16 protein-coding genes are annotated in these 16,618 nt (G+C 66.5%); 5 read left to right on the top strand and 11 right to left on the bottom strand.

What is annotated here, in order from left to right; translation table 11 throughout:
* Positions 1–2: 2 nt before the first annotated feature.
* Positions 3–1,406 (bottom strand): glutamate--tRNA ligase, encoded by a 1,404-nt coding sequence (gene gltX, locus ACYVD7_RS13445; protein WP_460764176.1) that lies wholly within the window; start codon positions 1,404–1,406, stop codon positions 3–5.
* Between the two features lie 178 nt (positions 1,407–1,584).
* On the opposite strand from gltX, the gene lpxH reads away from it, so the two are divergent.
* Together lpxH and ACYVD7_RS13455 are read left to right on the top strand one after the other, a co-directional pair.
* Positions 1,585–2,316: a UDP-2,3-diacylglucosamine diphosphatase gene (gene lpxH / locus ACYVD7_RS13450; RefSeq protein ID WP_460764179.1), complete on the top strand. Its 732-nt coding sequence runs from the start codon at positions 1,585–1,587 to the stop codon at positions 2,314–2,316.
* Positions 2,317–2,369: 53 nt separating this feature from the next.
* Positions 2,370–2,825, top strand: coding sequence for a DUF2846 domain-containing protein (locus ACYVD7_RS13455; RefSeq protein ID WP_460764181.1), 456 nt, complete (start codon positions 2,370–2,372; stop codon positions 2,823–2,825).
* A gap of 61 nt (positions 2,826–2,886) precedes the next feature.
* On the opposite strand, the gene ACYVD7_RS13460 is transcribed toward ACYVD7_RS13455, so the two are convergent.
* The 7 genes from ACYVD7_RS13460 to ACYVD7_RS13490 all read right to left on the bottom strand — a co-directional run bounded on the left by ACYVD7_RS13460 (position 2,887) and on the right by ACYVD7_RS13490 (position 10,811).
* Entirely contained in the window at positions 2,887–3,381 is a 495-nt protein-coding gene (locus ACYVD7_RS13460) for a COG3650 family protein (RefSeq protein ID WP_460764184.1), read from the bottom strand.
* Positions 3,382–3,557: 176 nt separating this feature from the next.
* Complete coding sequence (locus ACYVD7_RS13465) at positions 3,558–4,379, bottom strand: ferritin-like domain-containing protein (protein WP_460764186.1); 822 nt, start codon at positions 4,377–4,379, stop codon at positions 3,558–3,560.
* A gap of 139 nt (positions 4,380–4,518) precedes the next feature.
* A complete protein-coding gene (purF, locus tag ACYVD7_RS13470; RefSeq protein ID WP_460764189.1) occupies positions 4,519–5,988 on the bottom strand; it encodes an amidophosphoribosyltransferase in 1,470 nt (489 codons plus the stop codon).
* A gap of 128 nt (positions 5,989–6,116) precedes the next feature.
* A complete protein-coding gene (locus ACYVD7_RS13475; RefSeq protein ID WP_460764192.1) occupies positions 6,117–6,884 on the bottom strand; it encodes a CvpA family protein in 768 nt (255 codons plus the stop codon).
* Between the two features lie 39 nt (positions 6,885–6,923).
* A complete protein-coding gene (locus ACYVD7_RS13480; protein WP_460764194.1) occupies positions 6,924–7,964 on the bottom strand; it encodes an SPOR domain-containing protein in 1,041 nt (346 codons plus the stop codon).
* A 480-nt stretch (positions 7,965–8,444) separates the two neighbouring features.
* On the bottom strand, positions 8,445–9,875 hold the full coding sequence (locus tag ACYVD7_RS13485) for a bifunctional folylpolyglutamate synthase/dihydrofolate synthase (protein WP_460764196.1): 1,431 nt from the start codon (positions 9,873–9,875) through the stop codon (positions 8,445–8,447).
* A gap of 291 nt (positions 9,876–10,166) precedes the next feature.
* Positions 10,167–10,811: a histidine phosphatase family protein gene (locus ACYVD7_RS13490; protein ID WP_460764199.1), complete on the bottom strand. Its 645-nt coding sequence runs from the start codon at positions 10,809–10,811 to the stop codon at positions 10,167–10,169.
* A 239-nt stretch (positions 10,812–11,050) separates the two neighbouring features.
* Here ACYVD7_RS13490 and ACYVD7_RS13495 point away from each other — a divergent pair, with 239 nt between their 5' ends.
* The 3 genes from ACYVD7_RS13495 to kbl all read left to right on the top strand — a co-directional run bounded on the left by ACYVD7_RS13495 (position 11,051) and on the right by kbl (position 14,244).
* Positions 11,051–11,452, top strand: a complete 402-nt coding sequence (locus ACYVD7_RS13495) for a DUF3224 domain-containing protein (RefSeq protein ID WP_460764202.1) — start codon at positions 11,051–11,053, stop codon at positions 11,450–11,452.
* 413 nt (positions 11,453–11,865) lie between these two features.
* A complete protein-coding gene (gene tdh, locus ACYVD7_RS13500; protein WP_460764252.1) occupies positions 11,866–12,888 on the top strand; it encodes an L-threonine 3-dehydrogenase in 1,023 nt (340 codons plus the stop codon).
* A 162-nt stretch (positions 12,889–13,050) separates the two neighbouring features.
* Positions 13,051–14,244, top strand: coding sequence for a glycine C-acetyltransferase (kbl, locus tag ACYVD7_RS13505; RefSeq protein ID WP_460764205.1), 1,194 nt, complete (start codon positions 13,051–13,053; stop codon positions 14,242–14,244).
* Between the two features lie 132 nt (positions 14,245–14,376).
* Here the strand turns inward: kbl and ACYVD7_RS13510 are convergent, their stop codons facing one another.
* From ACYVD7_RS13510 to ACYVD7_RS13520, 3 genes are all read right to left on the bottom strand, one after another.
* Entirely contained in the window at positions 14,377–14,745 is a 369-nt protein-coding gene (locus tag ACYVD7_RS13510) for a hypothetical protein (RefSeq protein WP_460764208.1), read from the bottom strand.
* A 180-nt stretch (positions 14,746–14,925) separates the two neighbouring features.
* The gene (locus tag ACYVD7_RS13515) at positions 14,926–15,666 is read right to left on the bottom strand and encodes a pseudouridine synthase (RefSeq protein WP_460764211.1); all 741 of its coding nucleotides are present in this window, start codon (positions 15,664–15,666) and stop codon (positions 14,926–14,928) included.
* 23 nt (positions 15,667–15,689) lie between these two features.
* Positions 15,690–16,187, bottom strand: coding sequence for a hypothetical protein (locus tag ACYVD7_RS13520; RefSeq protein WP_460764214.1), 498 nt, complete (start codon positions 16,185–16,187; stop codon positions 15,690–15,692).
* Positions 16,188–16,618 lie beyond the last annotated feature (431 nt).

A 16,618-nucleotide genomic window follows, 5' to 3' on the forward strand; every position in this document is an offset into this window, starting at 1 on the left:
ATTTATGCCCCGGCCGGCAGCTTTGCAAGGGCTGCGTCGATCCGCGCCACCGCCTGGCCCTGCCCCGCCAGGTAGACGGTGTGGGAGATGTCCGGACTGACCTGGGTGCCGGTGATCGCCACGCGCATGGGCTGTGCAACCTTGCCCATGCCCAGGCCGAGCGCTTCGGCGGTCTCGTGGAGCGCTGCTGAAACCGATTCGGCGGTCCACGACGCCAGCTTCGCCAGGCGCTCGCGCGCATCGGCCAGCGGCGCCTGTGCAGCGGCGGTGAGGTGCTTGGTGACGGCCGCTTCGTCGTATTGCGTCAGCGGGTTGAACCAGACCGCGGCGCGTTCGGCCATGTCCTTGAGCGTCTGCACGCGGTCGCGCAGGGCGATGACGATGTCGGCGGCCTTCGGCCCCTTGTCGAGGTCGTAACCGCTGTTGCGCAGGTGCCACTCGAGGTGCTTTGCGACTTCGCCCGGATCGTCGCTCTTGAGGTACTGCTGGTTCAGCCAGCCGAGCTTGGCCGGATCCAGGCGCGACGCCTTCGCGTTCACGTCCTTCAGGTCGAACAGCGACGTCATCTCGGCGATCGAGAAGATTTCCTGGTCGCCGTGCGACCAACCCAGGCGGACCAGATAGTTCAGCAGCGCATGCGGCAGGTAGCCGGCATCGCGGTACTGCATCACGTCGGCCGCGCCGGTGCGCTTGGACAGCTTGGCACCGTGCTCGTCGAGGATCATCGGCAGATGCGCGAAATGCGGCACCGGCTTGCCGAGCGCTTCGTAGATGTTTATCTGTCGCGGCGTGTTGTTGACGTGGTCGTCGCCACGCACGACGTCGCTGATGACCATGTCGATGTCGTCGACGACGACCGCGAAGTTGTAGGTCGGATACCCGTCGGAACGGAAGATCACCAGGTCATCGAGCTCGGTGTTGCTGATCTCGATGCGACCCTTGACCTTGTCCTCCCACGCCACGACGCCGTCGAGCGGGTTCTTGAAGCGGATGACGCGGTTGGGATCATCGCGATGGCCGGCGTTCTGCTCGCGGTACGCGCCGTTGTAGCGCGGCTTCTCGTTCTTGGCCATGGCGGCTTCGCGCATGGCTTCGAGTTCTTCCTTGGTTTCATACGCGTAGTACGCATGATCCGAGGCGACAAGCAGCTCGGCGACTTCGCGATAGCGCGCGAGGCGATGGGTCTGGTAGATCGGACCTTCGTCGTAATCCAGGCCGAGCCACTGCATGGCATCGAGGATCGCGTCGATCGCCGCCTGCGTGCTGCGCTCCTGGTCGGTGTCCTCGATGCGCAGGATGAACTGCCCGCCGTGGCGGCGCGCCTCCAGCCAGCAATACAGCGCCGTGCGGGCGCCACCGATGTGCAGGTAGCCGGTGGGACTGGGGGCGAAACGAGTGCGGGTCATCGCGGGGACAAGGAAACGGGCAAGGGACGGAATTTTAGCCGTTTGCGCGGGGAAAGGCGGTTTCGGTCGTCAGTGGGTGCTGATTGGTTGGTCGCGACGGGTTGGAAGCGCTCTCCAGGAACCCTACCCGGCACCAACCGCCAACCGGGAACCGACAACGAGCAATTACAATCCGCCGATGACCACGCTTTTCATCTCCGATCTGCACCTCGATGCCGAGCGCCCGCAGGTCACCGAGCTGTTCGGCCGATTCCTGCGCGAAGACGCCCGCCGCGCCGATGCGCTCTACATCCTCGGCGACCTGTTCGAGGCCTGGGTCGGCGACGACGACCCCTCCGACACTGGCGCCTTCGTCGCGAGCGAGCTGCGCGCATTGCGCGACAGTGGCGTGCCGGTGCATTTCATCCGCGGCAACCGCGACTTCCTCCTCGGCGATGCCTACGCCAGCCGCGCCGGCATGCGGATCCTGTCCGATCCCGCCGTCGTCGTACTGCACGGCCAGCCGACGCTGCTGATGCACGGCGACCTGCTGTGCACCGGCGACGTCGCCTACCAGCAGTTCCGCGCCCAGGTGCGCAATCCGGCGTGGCAGCAGCAGTTCCTGTCGCAGCCGCTGGCGGCGCGCCTGGCGTTCGCGCAGCAGGCGCGCGCGGCGAGCAAGGCGCACCAGTCGGGACTGCAGGACAAGGGCACGATGGAAACGATCACCGACGTCGCCCCGGAAACCGTGGAGGCCACGCTGTCGCGCTTCGGCATCGCGCGGATGATCCATGGCCACACCCATCGCCCCGCGATCCACGACCTTGCCGTCGAAGGCCGTGCGCACCAGCGCATCGTGCTTGGTGACTGGTACGACCAGGGATCGGTGCTGCGGGTGGATGCCGACGGCGTGCGACTGGAGACGCTGTAGGGCGGGTATCGACCCACCTGCCGCTGCAAACAACACGTCAGGAGTGATGTGCAATGAAGCTGCTCATTCAGAAAACAGCCATATTGTTGTTCGCTCTTGCAGGAGCCAGTTGCGCAACTTCAGGCGGTCCCACCTACCTCCAAGTTGCCACGAGCGTCGCTTCAGACAAGGGTTCTGTGGTGATTTACCGCTGGAGCTCGCTAAAAGGCGCAGCCTGGACACATCGCGTATTCCTCGACGGGCAGCATGTCGCTGACCTGCGCAACGGAGAGTTCACGCGGATTGCAGTTACTCCCGGCGAGCACAAGCTCAGTCTCGGTACCATGAAAAACACAAACTACCTGGTTGCAGACCTGCACGTTTCTGCAGGAGCCTCATATTTCTTTGAGGATCATCCGGGTTACAACATGTACGCGCCGGACAGATTACTCGGCGTGGACCAGGCGATTGCGGAAAAGCGCCTCCAATCCGGCTACACGTTTCACGCGCCTCTAGCTTCCTCGCAGTAGTCGTCCGACTCCTAACAATTCATCCAAACCGAAAGCCGCTTCGCGGCTCGGCTTGATTCACCTACTTGGCCAACTCCCCGCACCCGTTGTAGGTGGTGTCGCCGTAGCTGAAGCTCGCGGTGAATTGGTAGCGATTGTCAGACATGCCGTCGCTGCACCCGCCCGGATTCAGCGTGAGGTTGAAGTCGGTATCGCCATCGCGACCGATGAAGACATAGCCCACGAGCGACGGCACGCGGCGCCCCTGCATCGTCTTGCCTTCCTGGTCTTCCGGCGTGCTGAACACCAGCGTCTCGCCGTCCACGCGCGCGCTCCAGAACGGTTCGTTGCCTAAGCCGCGCCACGCCGTCACCGGCGCATTCTCCTCGCCAGCCGCGCGCTTGCCCTGCGCACCGGGCGGCAGCGTGGTCGGCGTGTTGGCGGCGGGAGCAGCAGGCTTCATGGCAGGCGATTGCGCGGTCGAGACAGGCGGCGTGTCGGTGGGCACCTGCGTCGAACGCGGGCAGGCAACGAGCAGCGAAGTGGCGACGCACAGTACAACGGGAAGGATGCGCATGGGCGGACTCCATCGGGACCGGCGGATGCTGGCGTCGCCGGTGTTGGCGGGTGGTGATCTGACGGAAGCTGATCTCGCTACCGGTAACCATACTGCCGCTGGCGATGAGCCCGCGATGAACAAGCCCCTGATGATCGACCTGCCCGTGGACTTCACGACGGCCGACCTTCCCGACCCTACCGTCGTCCGGCTGCTGCGTCGGCCTGCGCCTGCAAGGCATGCAGTTCTTCTTCGTCGAACCCCGCCGCCAGCCGCGCATCGGTGTTGAACGGGCCATGCAGTACGCCGGTTGCGTATTCACGCAGCAAGTCACGGAAGCGCGAGCGCGGCTCCACGCCGGCACGTTCGCAATACCAGCGGTACCAGCGCGAGCCCGCCGCGACGTGCGCCACTTCCTCGCGCAGGATCACTTCGAGTATCGCCACCGTCGCATGGTCACCCAGCGACCGCAGCTTGGCGATCATGCCCGGCGTGACATCCAGCCCGCGCGCTTCCAGCACGCGTGGCACCAGCGCCATCCGCGCCAGGCCGTCGTGCGCGGTTTTTTCCGCCATTTCCCACAGGCCGTTGTGGGCGTCGAAGGCGCCGTAGTCGTAACCCAGCTGTTGCAGGCGCCCGCGCAGCATCACGAAATGACGCGCTTCGTCGTTGGCGACGCCCACCCAGTCAGCGTAGAAAGCCGGCGGCAGTCCACGGAAGCGGTAGACCGCATCCCACGCCAGATCGATCGCGTTGAACTCGATGTGGGCGACGGCGTGGATGAAGGCCGCCAGTCCTTCCTTCGTGCCGAAGCCGCGCCGCGGCAGGTCGCGCGGAGGCACCAGCACCGGCCGCTCGGGGCGGCCTGGCATTCGGATCAGTTGCGGCGGCTCAGCGTCCTGGGGAACGCCAAGCTCACCGTTTGCGAACGCCGCGGCGGCAGCGAAGGTGCGCTCGACTTTCGCCGCGGGATCAGCGGCATCGAGGCAATCGCGGGCGGCGTCGAAGAGGTTGCTCAAGGCTGTTGCCCTTGCTCGTCACTTCCGCGAAGGCGGGAGCCCAGTGACTTTTGCTCATTGAATAACCGCGAAACAAAAGTCACCGGGTTGACCGGCAGCGCCGTCGAAATTCCGACTTCGCGGGAACGAAACAAATGAATCAGGACGCGCGACGCGTCTTCTTCGCCTCGTCCGAACGCAGCTGGCGGATTCGGTCGAAGTAGCCTTCCTCGATGCCGGTGACGTAGTCGCCGTTGAAGCACGAGGAGTCGAAATGCTCCATGCGGTGCTTCGGCCCGGACACGGCCTCTTCCAGGTCGGCAAGGTCCTGGTAGATCAGCCAGTCGCAACCCAGCAGCGTCTGCACTTCTTCCTCGGTGCGATCGTGCGCGACCAGTTCCTCTGCCGACGGCATGTCGATGCCGTACACGTTGGGATAGCGCACCGGCGGCGCGGCGGAAGCCAGGTACACCTTGCGCGCGCCGGCATCGCGCGCCATCTGCACGATCTGCTGCGACGTGGTGCCGCGCACGATCGAATCGTCCACCAGCAGCACGACGCGGTTCTTGAATTCCAGCGGGATCGGATTGAGCTTGCGACGTACCGACTTCGCGCGCTGGCCCTGCCCCGGCATGATGAAGGTGCGTCCGACGTAGCGGTTCTTGATGAAGCCCTCGCGGTACTTCACGCCCAGCACGTTGGCGATTTCCAGCGCGGCGTCGCGCGAGGTGTCCGGAATCGGGATCACCGTGTCGATGTCGTGCTCGGGCATCAGGCGCAGGATCTTCTCGCCGAGCTTCTGGCCCATGCGCATGCGCGCCTTGTGCACGGAGATGTTGTCCATCATCGAGTCGGGACGCGCGAAGTACACGTACTCGAAGATGCATGGGGTGTGCTTCTGCGGCTTCGCGCACTGCTTGGCGAAAAGCTCGCCGCGCGCGGTGATCACGAGGCATTCGCCCGGCGCCACGTCGCGCACGCGCTCGAAACCCAGCAGGTCCAGCGCGACCGATTCCGACGCCACCGCGTATTCGTCATTGCCACCCTTGCTGCGCTTGCCCAGCACCAGCGGGCGGATGCCGTTGGGATCGCGGAACGCGACCAGGCCCAGGCCCAGCACCGCGATGACGACGGCGTAACCGCCGACGCAGCGGCGCGAAACCCCTTCGACCGCACTGAACACCGCCTCGGGCGTCAGCGCCTTCTGCAGGCCCAGCTCGTGCGCGAACACGTTCAGCAGCACTTCCGAGTCCGACTCGGTGTTGACGTTGCGCAGGTCCTGCTCGAAGACCTCGCGGCGCAGCTTGTCGGTGTTGATCAGGTTGCCGTTGTGCGCCAGCGCGATGCCGTAGGGCGAGTTGACGTAGAACGGCTGGGCTTCGTCGGAACCTTCCGAACCCGCCGTCGGATAGCGGCAATGGGCGATGCCGAACTTGCCCTGCAGCAGCAGCATCGCGTCTTCGCTGAACACGTCGCTGGCCAGGCCGTTGCCCTTGTACACGCGCAGCTTGCCGCCGTCTGCCGTGGCAATGCCGGCCGCATCCTGGCCGCGATGCTGGAGCACGGACAGTCCGTCGTAGAGCTGGGCGGCCACATCCGTGTTGCCGACGATTCCGATAATGCCGCACATGTCGATGAATCCTGCTTGGGTGGTTCCGGTGTACCGGAACCGGGTTGGATCGGAGTTGGATCTGAAGTTGGATCTGTAGTTGGATCTGGAACTGGATCTGGCTTGAATTGCTGAATCACCAGATCCGATCAGTGCACGAGCTTGTCGTCGCGCACGGGTGCTGTTGAAGGTTCGGATCGTGAAGGGGCGCGGCGCGATGAAACCTGTTGCGACACACCCTGTATGAGGTCGGGGATTGCCTCCGGCAACCCTTCGGGAGCGAACTTTCCAGAGGCCGCGCTTCCAGAGGCGGGCTCTCCTGAAGCCAACACGCCTGCCATCAGCCCTTCAGGAATCGCCGCCGGCAGTCCGTGCGGCATCTGCTGCTGCAATTCCTTCACCGAGGCCTGCAACGACGCGCCCCGACCTTCCAGGTCGATGCGTTGCGCCGCCCACGGCGGCAGGCAGCCGCGCATCCATTGCGCACCCGGCAGCAGCACCGCCACCAGGGCCGAACCGCGCCAGGCGGCTTCACGCGGGACGTCGCTCAGGCCAAGTCCCAGCAGCAGCACGCAGGCGAAGAACACGCCGCGGACCACCCCCAGTCCCAATCCGAACATCCGGTCGACGCCAGACAATCCGGCCGAATCCGCCACCCGCTTCACCACCCACCCGATCAGCGCCACCACCATCCAGACCACGAGGAAGCTCAAGGCGTAGCCGCCGAGCACTTCGCCCCAGCCCAGCTGGCCGTCGGTCACCAGGCTGCGGCCGACGTCGCCGCCGAACGCCAGCGCCGCCACGCCCGCCAACGCCCATGCGAGCAGCGAGGCAACCAGGCCGATCACGCCGCGCAGCAGCCCCAACAGCGCGGAGACACCGACCACCAGCAGCAACACCCAGTCCAGCGCCGTCATTGCTGCCTCGATCCGAATGCCTGCCGCCGCACCGGACCCTTACGGGTGCGGTTTGACGATGGCGTCGCCGACGCCGAGCTTGCTGGCGACCTGTGTCTTCAACTGGTCCGCCTCCGCACGCGTCATCACCGGTCCGACGCGCACGCGGCTGAGCACGCCCTTGTCGGTCCGCACCGAATCGACGAACGCACGCAGGCCGGCGGCGCGCGCACGGTCGCGCAGCTTGATCGCCTCATCGGCGTTGCCGAACGCGCCCAGCTGCACGGCGAAGCCGGTGGCTGCGGCGGCGGGCGGTGCAGGCCTGGTCGTGGCCGGCGGCGTTGTCGCGACAGGCTTGGCGGGTGCGGTAGCGACGGGTGCGGCGGGCTTGGTAGCCGGCTTCGTGGCCGCCGGCTTTGTGTCGGCCGGCTTGGCCGCGATCGTCGCCGGCTTGGTTTCGGGCAGTGGTTCGACCTTCGGCGCAGCGGGGGTCGCAGCGGCGACCGGCGGCGACGCAGGCGTCGCGGCGGGCGCAGTGTCGGCCGGCGCCGAGGCGTCCGCGTTCAGCACCACGACCTTGGCGCCGACGTCGTCGCGCACGTGCGCGGCGCGCAGGCGGGCGGCTTCGGCATCGGCCTGGGTCGTGAAGGGCCCGATGCGCACGCGGTACAGGGTGCGAGCGTTCTCGGTCGTGGCTTCCTGGTAGCCGGGCAGCTGCGCGCTGCGCAGCGCGGCGATCACCCGGTCGGCATCGGCGACCGTGGCGTAGCGGCCAAAGCTGACGGCGTAATCGCCGCCGGCGGTGGTGGCGGGGAGCATGCCGGCGGCGGGTTCGGCCGCATCCGGATTGGCACCGGCGTCGGCCGGCGCGCTCGCGTCCATGCCGACGACGCCACTGGCCGGCGCCGAACCGGGCGTCACCAGCGGCAGTTCACGGGTTTCGATGCCTTCATTGATGGCCGGAGCGTCGGGAAGCTTCAACGGCACATCGGATACACCGCTCTCGGGCGCCGGTCCCTTGACCAGCATGGGCAGGAAAATCACTGCCAAGGCTACCAACACGCACGCGCCAACCACTCGCTGCTTCAGGGCGGGTTCCATCGAATCGGAGCCTCGGGGGAAAGGGGCGCGCGAATTATACCGCCCGCGCCACGCCCCAGACCGCAGGAAGGTTGAATGGAGACGTCTCGCTGACCCGGTCTGGTCGAGGAACGTACCTATCCCGACTGGAATCGCTGGAGTAGCTGACCGCCGTCGCTAACGTATCGGCTCAGCTCGCCGGAACAACGACTTGGGTCGCCACCCGGCCGACTCAGGTCGCCGAAATACCGACTGCAGTCGCCCACCGAACCGACTCGAGTCGCCGGAATATCGACTGCAGTCGCCGTCGGACCGACTCGAGTCGCCGGAATGCCGACTGCAGTCACCGTCGGACCGACTCGAGTCGCCGAAAGCCGGCCCGCAACCCAGCCGAAAACCGGACACCAACAATGCCGAGCCGGCGGCCCGGAACGCGGCAACGGCACACGACTCACCGGACGATGCCGCACCGGCGGCCGACCCGACACAACGGGCAAGGATTCAGCCCAGCGGATGCTTCGCCAACCACTCCAACGCCGCCGCCGCGGTATGGAACGACCCGAACACCAGCACCCGATCACCCGGCCGTGCCCCTGCCAGCACCGCAGCCAACCCGCCCGCGACATCGGCATGGCGCGCCCCCTCGCCGGCCACGGTCCCGGCCAGGCGCGCCGCGAATGCATCGACGTCCAGCCCGCGCGGCCCGCTGCCGGTCAGTCCACCCAGCTGCCAGGTATCGATCCGATCCGCGAGGGCATCGACGACACCGGCCGCATCCTTGTCGCCCAGCGCTGCGAACACAGCGTGCGTCCGACCCGTCGGCGGCGCCGCGGCGAGCCATGCCGCCAGTTCACGCGCCGCCTGCGGGTTGTGGCCGACGTCGACGACGACGTCCACGCCGTCGCGCTCGAAGCGCTGCAACCGGCCCGCCACGCGCGCCTGCGACACGCCCTGCACGATCGCCGCCCGCGGCAGCGTCTTGCCCAGTGCACGCAACGCGGCGATGGCGGTGGCGGCGTTGCGCACCTGCACCGGCGCGGCGAGCGCGGGCATCGGCAGGTCGATGGCAAAGCCCACTTCGCGCCAGCGCCAGCCTTCGACCGGCGCTTCGAACAGGGTCCGATGCTCCGGTTCGATGAGGAAATCGCAGCCGGCGCGGACCGCCGACGCACCGATCGCGTAGGCATGCCGCAGCACGCTGGCGGGCGGATCGTCGTCGCCCAGCACCAACGGCTTGAATGCGCGGGCGATGCCGGCCTTCTCCAGGCCGATAGTTTCGCGATCCGTACCGAGCCAGTCCTGGTGGTCGAGGTCGACGGTGGTGATCACGGCGACGTCGGGATCGACGATGTTGGTCGCGTCCAGGCGCCCGCCGAGGCCGACTTCGAGGATCGCAAGGTCAAGACCGCTGCGCGCGAACAGCCACAACGCAGCGAGCGTCCCGAATTCAAAGTAGGTCAGCGGGACTTCGGTCGGCGCGGCTTCGGTCAGTGCTTTTGTGGTTTCGGGCAGCGCGACATCGGGGCCGGCGATGCCGGCATCCGTCTGCGGGCGGCGCATGGACGCAACGCGCTTGCCAGTTGCCTTCGCCATTGCGGCCGGTTGCAGGCGCGCGGCTTCAATCGCTTCGAATGCGGCGACAAGATCTGCATCGCCGGCATCGTCGCCATCGACCCGCACGCGCTCGTTGTAGGCCAGCAGGTGCGGCGAGGTGTACGCGCCCACCTTCCAGCCAGCGGATCGCGCGATCGCTTCGATGAAGGCGACGGTGGAGCCCTTGCCGTTGGTACCGGCGACGGTGATGACGTTCTTCGCGGGCTTTTTCAGGCCCATGCGCGTGGCGACTTCGCGCACGCGGTCAAGGCCGAGTTCGATGGATTTTGGATGTTGGCGCTCGATGTACTCGAGCCAGTCGGCGAGGGTGCGTTGCATGGGCGCAATTGTAGGGCGGGTCTCGACCCGCCCAGCCAGCGACGTAGCCGGACCGGTCCGCACGACGCATTTGAAGGCGGGGAAGCGAGCCCCGCGTCGCTCTTGTTCACGACTTCGGGCGACGCCCGTCTTTCGATCACTGAACAAGTCAAATGTCATCCCGAGCGCAGCGAGGGATCTGCTATTTCGTCGCGAAAAACAGATCCCTCGCTGCGCTCGGGATGACAGGGCATGTCCACAGGCTCCCACCGCGAGAACGGGAGGCGCGCGCCCGCGGATTTACACCGCGCTTTACAACGCCCGGTGCACGGCCTCGCCGAACAGCGGCGTGTGGTGGCTGCAGTCGTTCAGGCGCACGACTTCCAGATGGTCGACGTCGGGACCTTCGAGCAGGTTGAGCGTGGTCGGGGCCTGGCGGAACGACCACAGGTTCGCCAGCGGGATGCCGAGGATGCGACACAGCAGGACGCGGTTGACGGCGTCGTGCGCGACCACGAGCAGCGTCTCGTGCGCGCCCAGTCCGGCGCAGGCGCGCTCCAGCGCCGGCCACGCGCGATCGAGCACGTGCTGCAGCGATTCGCCCTGCGGCATCAGTACTTCGTGCGGCGCGTTGCGCCAGGCGTCCATGAGTTCGGGATCGCGCGCGCGGATTTCCTCGGCGAGCAGGCCTTCCCAGGTGCCGTGGGCGATTTCCATGAGGCCTTCGTCGAGCGTCAGCATGCCGGCGCGCTCCTCGCCCAGCGCCAGTTGCGCGGTGCGACGGGCGCGGCTGAGCGGCGAAGCGACGGCGCGATCGATGCGGGCTTCGGCCAGGCGGTCGCCGAGTGCGCGGGCCTGGGATTCGCCGATCGGCGAAAGCGGGATGTCTTCCTGGCCCTGGTAGCGGCCTTCGGCGTTCCACGGGGTTTCGCCGTGGCGGGCGAGGAGGATCTTCATGCGGCGGCGGGAAATCGACGGCGGGCCAGCGTAGCAGAACGATCCGGGGTGCTCGCCGTGTGGAATGCCCCCGCGTGGAACGCGTGAGCGCAGCGGGCTTCGCGACAAGTCGCCGAACCAGCAGCATGTCGAAGCAGTCGCGCCGCCACGGCGGTTGAACGCGGTGTCCGCAAGCGACGCCTACCCCGTGGCGCGAAAGCGTGGAACCATGGCGTCCTCACCGCACAGGGAATCGCATCATGAGCCAGCTCGCCAAGGGCCCTTTCGACGTGAAGCGCACCGCGATGGAGTCCGTCGATGCCGGCGGCGATGCCGCGTTCGGACGTATCCGCTTCGAGAAGCGCTTCCACGGCGACCTGGATGCCAGCAGCGTCGTGGAGATGCTCAGCGCCGGCGACCCGAGTACGGGCTCGGCCGGCTACGTGGCGGTGGAGCATGTGATCGGTTCGCTGCAAGGCCGCGGGGGCCGTTTCATGTTCCAGCACAACGGCGTGATGGAGAACGGCCACGGCTCGCTGTCGGTGACCGTGGTACCGGGCAGCGGCACCGACGCGTTGGCCGGGCTGCGCGGCAGCCTGCTGATCGAGATCGCCAAGGACGGCGCGCATTCGTACTCGTTCGAGTACACGTTGCCGGTGTAGGGCCCTGTATCCCGAATGCAGCGCGGATTCTGCGCGTAGGCCGCAGGCCGCCCTTCGACTTCGCCGCTTCGCGGCTACGCTCAGGGTGAGCGGGAAATCCGCATCTACTGCGGCCGGCCGGGAGCTCCGAGCTCTGGATCGCAGCCCTCGGGATCCGCTCATCCTGAGCGTAGGCCGCAGGCCGAGTCGAAGGACGCTACGCGGCTGCGCTCAGGGTGAGCGGGAAATCCGCATCCGCGCCGAGCGGCGACCGGTCCTGAACGCAGCAGGCCGGCAATCGTCGGCCCGTGGAGGGCACGCAGTAGCGTCGCCGACAGGGTCGGCAAGGTCCCGGCGCGTATAATTTCGGGCCTCGCGCCGCGCCCGCCGCGGCCGCTCCCATGAAACCTCACAGGGCGAATCCCATGTCGACGATGAAGGCGCTGGTCAAGCGCGAAGCCACCAAGGGCATCTGGATGGAACAGGTGCCGATCCCGTCGCCGGGCCCGAACGAAGTCCTGATCAAGCTCGAGAAGACCGCGATCTGCGGCACCGACCTGCACATCTACCTGTGGGACGAGTGGAGCCAGCGCACGATCAAGCCCGGCCTGGTCATCGGCCACGAATTCGTCGGCCGCGTGGTCGACCTCGGCCCGGGCGTCACCGGCTACAAGGTCGGCCAGCGCGTGTCGGCCGAAGGCCACATCGTCTGCGGCCATTGCCGCAACTGCCGCGCCGGCCGCCAGCACCTGTGCCCGAACACCGTCGGCATCGGCGTGAACCGTAACGGCGCCTTCGCCGAATACATCGTGATGCCGTCCAGCAACCTGTGGCCGATCCCCGACCAGATCCCGAGCGAGCTGGCGGCGTTCTTCGATCCCTACGGCAATGCCGCGCACTGCGCGCTGGAGTTCGACGTGGTCGGCGAAGACGTGCTGATCACCGGTGCGGGCCCGATCGGGATAATCGCCGCGGGCATCTGCAAGCACATCGGTGCGCGCAATGTCGTGGTCACCGACGTCAACGACTACCGCCTCAAGCTCGCCGCCGACATGGGCGCGACGCGCGTGGTCAACGTCGCCAACACCTCGCTCAAGGACGTGATGGCCGACCTGCACATGGAAGGCTTCGACGTCGGCCTGGAGATGAGCGGCAACGCGCGCGCCTTCAACGACATGCTCGACTGCATGTACCACGGCGGCAAGATCGCGATGCTCGGGATCATGCCCAAGGGCGCCGGCGCCGACTGGGACAAGATCATCTTCAAGGGCCTCACCATCCACGGCATGTACGGCCGCAAGATGTACGAGACCTGGTACAAGATGACGCAGCTCGTGCTGGGCGGCTTCCCGCTCGGCAAGGTGCTGACGCACCAGTTGCCGATCGACGATTTCCAGCAGGGCTTCGAGCTCATGGAATCGGGCAAGGCCGGCAAGGTCGTGCTGAGCTGGAATTGATCCATCCACCGTCATTCCCGCGAAGGCGGGAATCCACGGGCGTTGCCTTCGATGTCGAAGCAACCAGGCATCGTCCGGATTCCCTCCCTGCCGGGACCGGCGCCTGCTTCTGAAAAGAAAGTCCATGGATTCCCGCCTTCGCGGGAATGACGAGCGAAGAGCATGTCCCTTACCCAACGCTACACAGATACCCTCGACGAAATCCGCGCCGCCGGCCTGTTCAAGTCCGAGCGCATCATCACCTCGCCGCAGTCGGCGCAGATCACGCTCGAAGACGGCCGCACGGTGCTGAACTTCTGCGCCAACAACTACCTCGGTCTGGCCGATCATCCCGACGTGATCGCCGCGGCGAAGGACGCGCTGGACACGCACGGCTTCGGCATGGCGTCGGTGCGCTTCATCTGCGGTACGCAGGACCTGCACAAGCAGCTGGAGAAGACGATCGCCGACTTCTTCGGCACGCAGGACACGATCCTCTACGCCGCCTGCTTCGACGCCAACGGCGGGTTGTTCGAGCCGCTGCTGGACGAAGCTGATGCGATCATCTCCGACGCGCTCAACCACGCCTCGATCATCGACGGCGTGCGCCTGTGCAAGGCCAAGCGGTACCGCTACGCCAACTGCGACATGGCCGACCTGGAGAAACAGCTGCATCAGGCCAAGGCTGACGGCGCGCGCACGATCATGGTCACGTCCGACGGCGTGTTCTCGATGGACGGTTTCATTGCGCCGCTCGACGAGATCACCGCACTCGCGGCGAAGTACGGCGCGCTGGTGCACATCGACGAATGCCACGCCACCGGCTTCCTCGGCAGGAACGGCCGCGGTTCCGCCGAAGTGAAAGGCGTGATGGACAAGATCGACATCTTCACCGGTACGCTCGGCAAGGCGATGGGTGGCGCGCTGGGCGGCTTCACCACCGCGAAGCGTGAAGTCATCGAGCTGCTGCGCCAGCGTTCGCGTCCGTACCTGTTCTCCAACTCGCTGCCGCCGCACGTGGTGGCCGCGGGGATCAAGGCGTTCGAAATGCTCGCCGCGGCGGGCGACCTGCGCGAGCAGCTGCAGGAGAACACGCGGTATTTCCGCGAACGGATGACGGCAGCGGGCTTCGACATCAAGCCGGGCGTGCATCCGATCTCGCCGGTCATGCTGTACGACGCGCCGCTGGCACAGCGGTTCGCGCAACGCCTGCTGGAGGAAGGGATCTACGCGATCGGTTTCTTCTTCCCGGTCGTGCCCAAGGGCCAGGCGCGCATCCGCACGCAGATCAGCGCGGCACACACCCGCGAGCACCTGGATCGCGCGATCGATGCGTTCATCCGCATCGGACACGAACTGGGTGTACTGAAGGCCTGATCGCGACGCGACGCGGGTTCGCTGCGTCGCCTTCGTCGCTTCGATTCCAGTGACCCGCAAAGGCGGGAAAGCCAGGGCCTGTTAACGCAATCCGGCAGGTCGCGTTGACAGGCCCAGGTAGCCCGCCTGCTTTTACTTGCTCGGAGCAGCGGCGCCGCTGGAGCCGGCCGCGGGTGCACCACCAGCAACACGGATGCCCTTCGCCTTCATCCACTTGTCGAAGTCGTCGGCAGTCATCTGCTTGCCGTTCTGGGTCATGTTGAAGCGGTTGCTGTCGGCAGCCGTCTTCTTTTCCACCGGTGCCGGCGGCTTCTTTGCAGCACTCGCCTTCTTCGCCGGACGACGCGCGGCGAGCTGCTCACCCGACAACCACGACTTGGCGGCGACTGGCGAGGCAGTTCCGGTCACGTCGATGCGAGTGATGGACGAAGCCGGCATTTCTTTCGCCGAGACAAGGCCACACAACAGCAAGCCCGGAAGGGCCAAGACAATAGCGCGCATCAGTTTTCTCCCCTTTTGCAGCCCCCTGCGATTTCAAAGTCTAGGGCCACGACGGGGAGTCGAGTCGCTGCAAAAGGTGCATGCGGCCACAGTTCCGCGTGATGCATGCACCGGGAATTTCCGGTGTTGCGACGTGCATCGCGCTTGCGCTGCGGTGCACGGGGGGCGTAGGCGCGTTGCTCAGCTGGACAGGGCGCGGAGCTCTTCCGGGGTCAGTGGGCGCCATTGGCCCTTGGCGAGTTCGCCCAGTTGCACGCCGCCAATGGCGACCCGCACCAGGCGCAGCACGGCAATATCGAAGGCCGCGAGCAGGCGTCGGATCTGGCGGTTGCGCCCTTCGTCCAGGACGATCTCCAGCCACGCGTTGCGCGTGCCCTGGCGCAGCATCCGCACCGACTTCGCACGCAATGCCTCGCCTTCCTCCGTCACGCCGGTGACGAGCTGGTCCAGCAATGCGGCCTCGGGAATCGTGTCGACCTGCACGTGGTAGGTCTTGTCGGGGCCGGTCTCCGGATCGGTGATGCGCGCGGCCCATTGCGGGTCGTTGCAGAACAGCAGCAACCCCTCGCTCGCCTTGTCGAGGCGGCCCACCGGCGCCAGCCACGGTAACGGCACGCCGTCCAGCTGCGCTTCGTCGAAGCAACGGTAGACCGTGTCGCGCCCCTGCTCATCACGCGCCGTGGTCAGCAGCCCGCGAGGCTTGTTGAGCATCACGTACAGGCGCTGGGTGGCTTCGGGCGACTGCTCGTCGACCTCGATCCGCTGCCTGCCATCGGCGCTGATCGGAAACTCCGGGTCGCGGACGATAAGGCCGTCGACACGAACGCGGCCCGCAGCGATCCAGCGGGCGGCTTCCGTGCGTGAACACAGGCCTCGCTTGGACAGCACGCGGGCCAAGCCGTGGCGCGGTGATCCGGCCATCGCGGGATCCAACCTGTTCCGGCTTACTTCTTTTCTTCGGCCTTTTCGGCAGGAACGGCTTCCCCTGCGGGCGGCGCACCCTTGGCCACGCGCACGCCCTTGGCCTTCATCCAGGCGCTGAATTCGTCAGCAGTCATGCGCTTGCCGTTCTGGCTCATGTTGAAACGCCAGGGTGTGTTGTCGTACTGGGTCTTGGGCTGGTAGGCGGCCGGGTCGGTGGACGACGGCATCGCCGCCGGCGCCGACGGCACGGTCGCCTTCGCCAGCTGCATGCAGCTCTCGCTGCGTATCCGCAGCAGCACGTTGTCCACGGCGAGCGCTTCGTCGAAGGCCTGTGCCAGTACGCCGGTCGGTGCACCGAGCTGGTGGGTCGGCGCGGTCAGTTCAGGCGACGCCGGCGCCAGCAGCGTCGGCTGCACGGGCAGACCCTGACGCGGCAACGCGCTGCAGTCGGGCGGCATCTGGGCGTGGGCGACGCCAGCGAGGAACCAGACCGACAATCCAATCAGTGCGCGTTGCATGGGCTTCTCCGTCATTGCGATGCCGGCTACGAGGCACCCTGTCCGGCGAGTTTAGGCCGGGCGTACAGGGGGGACAACCGCGACCAGCGCGACTTCGGTTTCGGAATCTGAAGCTTCGGGGCTTCGCGATCATTGCGGATCGCTGGCTGCGGAGTCTGGATCACCTAGAGTGATCGACGTCGGCACTACGCTTCACAGGCGCGAAGCCCGAATTGGCTTGCATCTGATTTCGGATTTGCATGGATCCCATATCACCGCGAACCAATGCACAAAAAAGCGAAGCCCGGCACTTGGCCGGGCTTCGCGTTTACTGCAGCTGATGCAGAACTCAGTTCTGGACGTTCAGCTCGGTGCGGCGGTTCTTCTCGCTCTTGCAGCCCGGCATTGCATCGCCCAGCGCTTCCAGCGGACGGCTCTCGCCGTAACCGTTC

This window comes from Lysobacter fragariae (genome assembly GCF_054779775.1).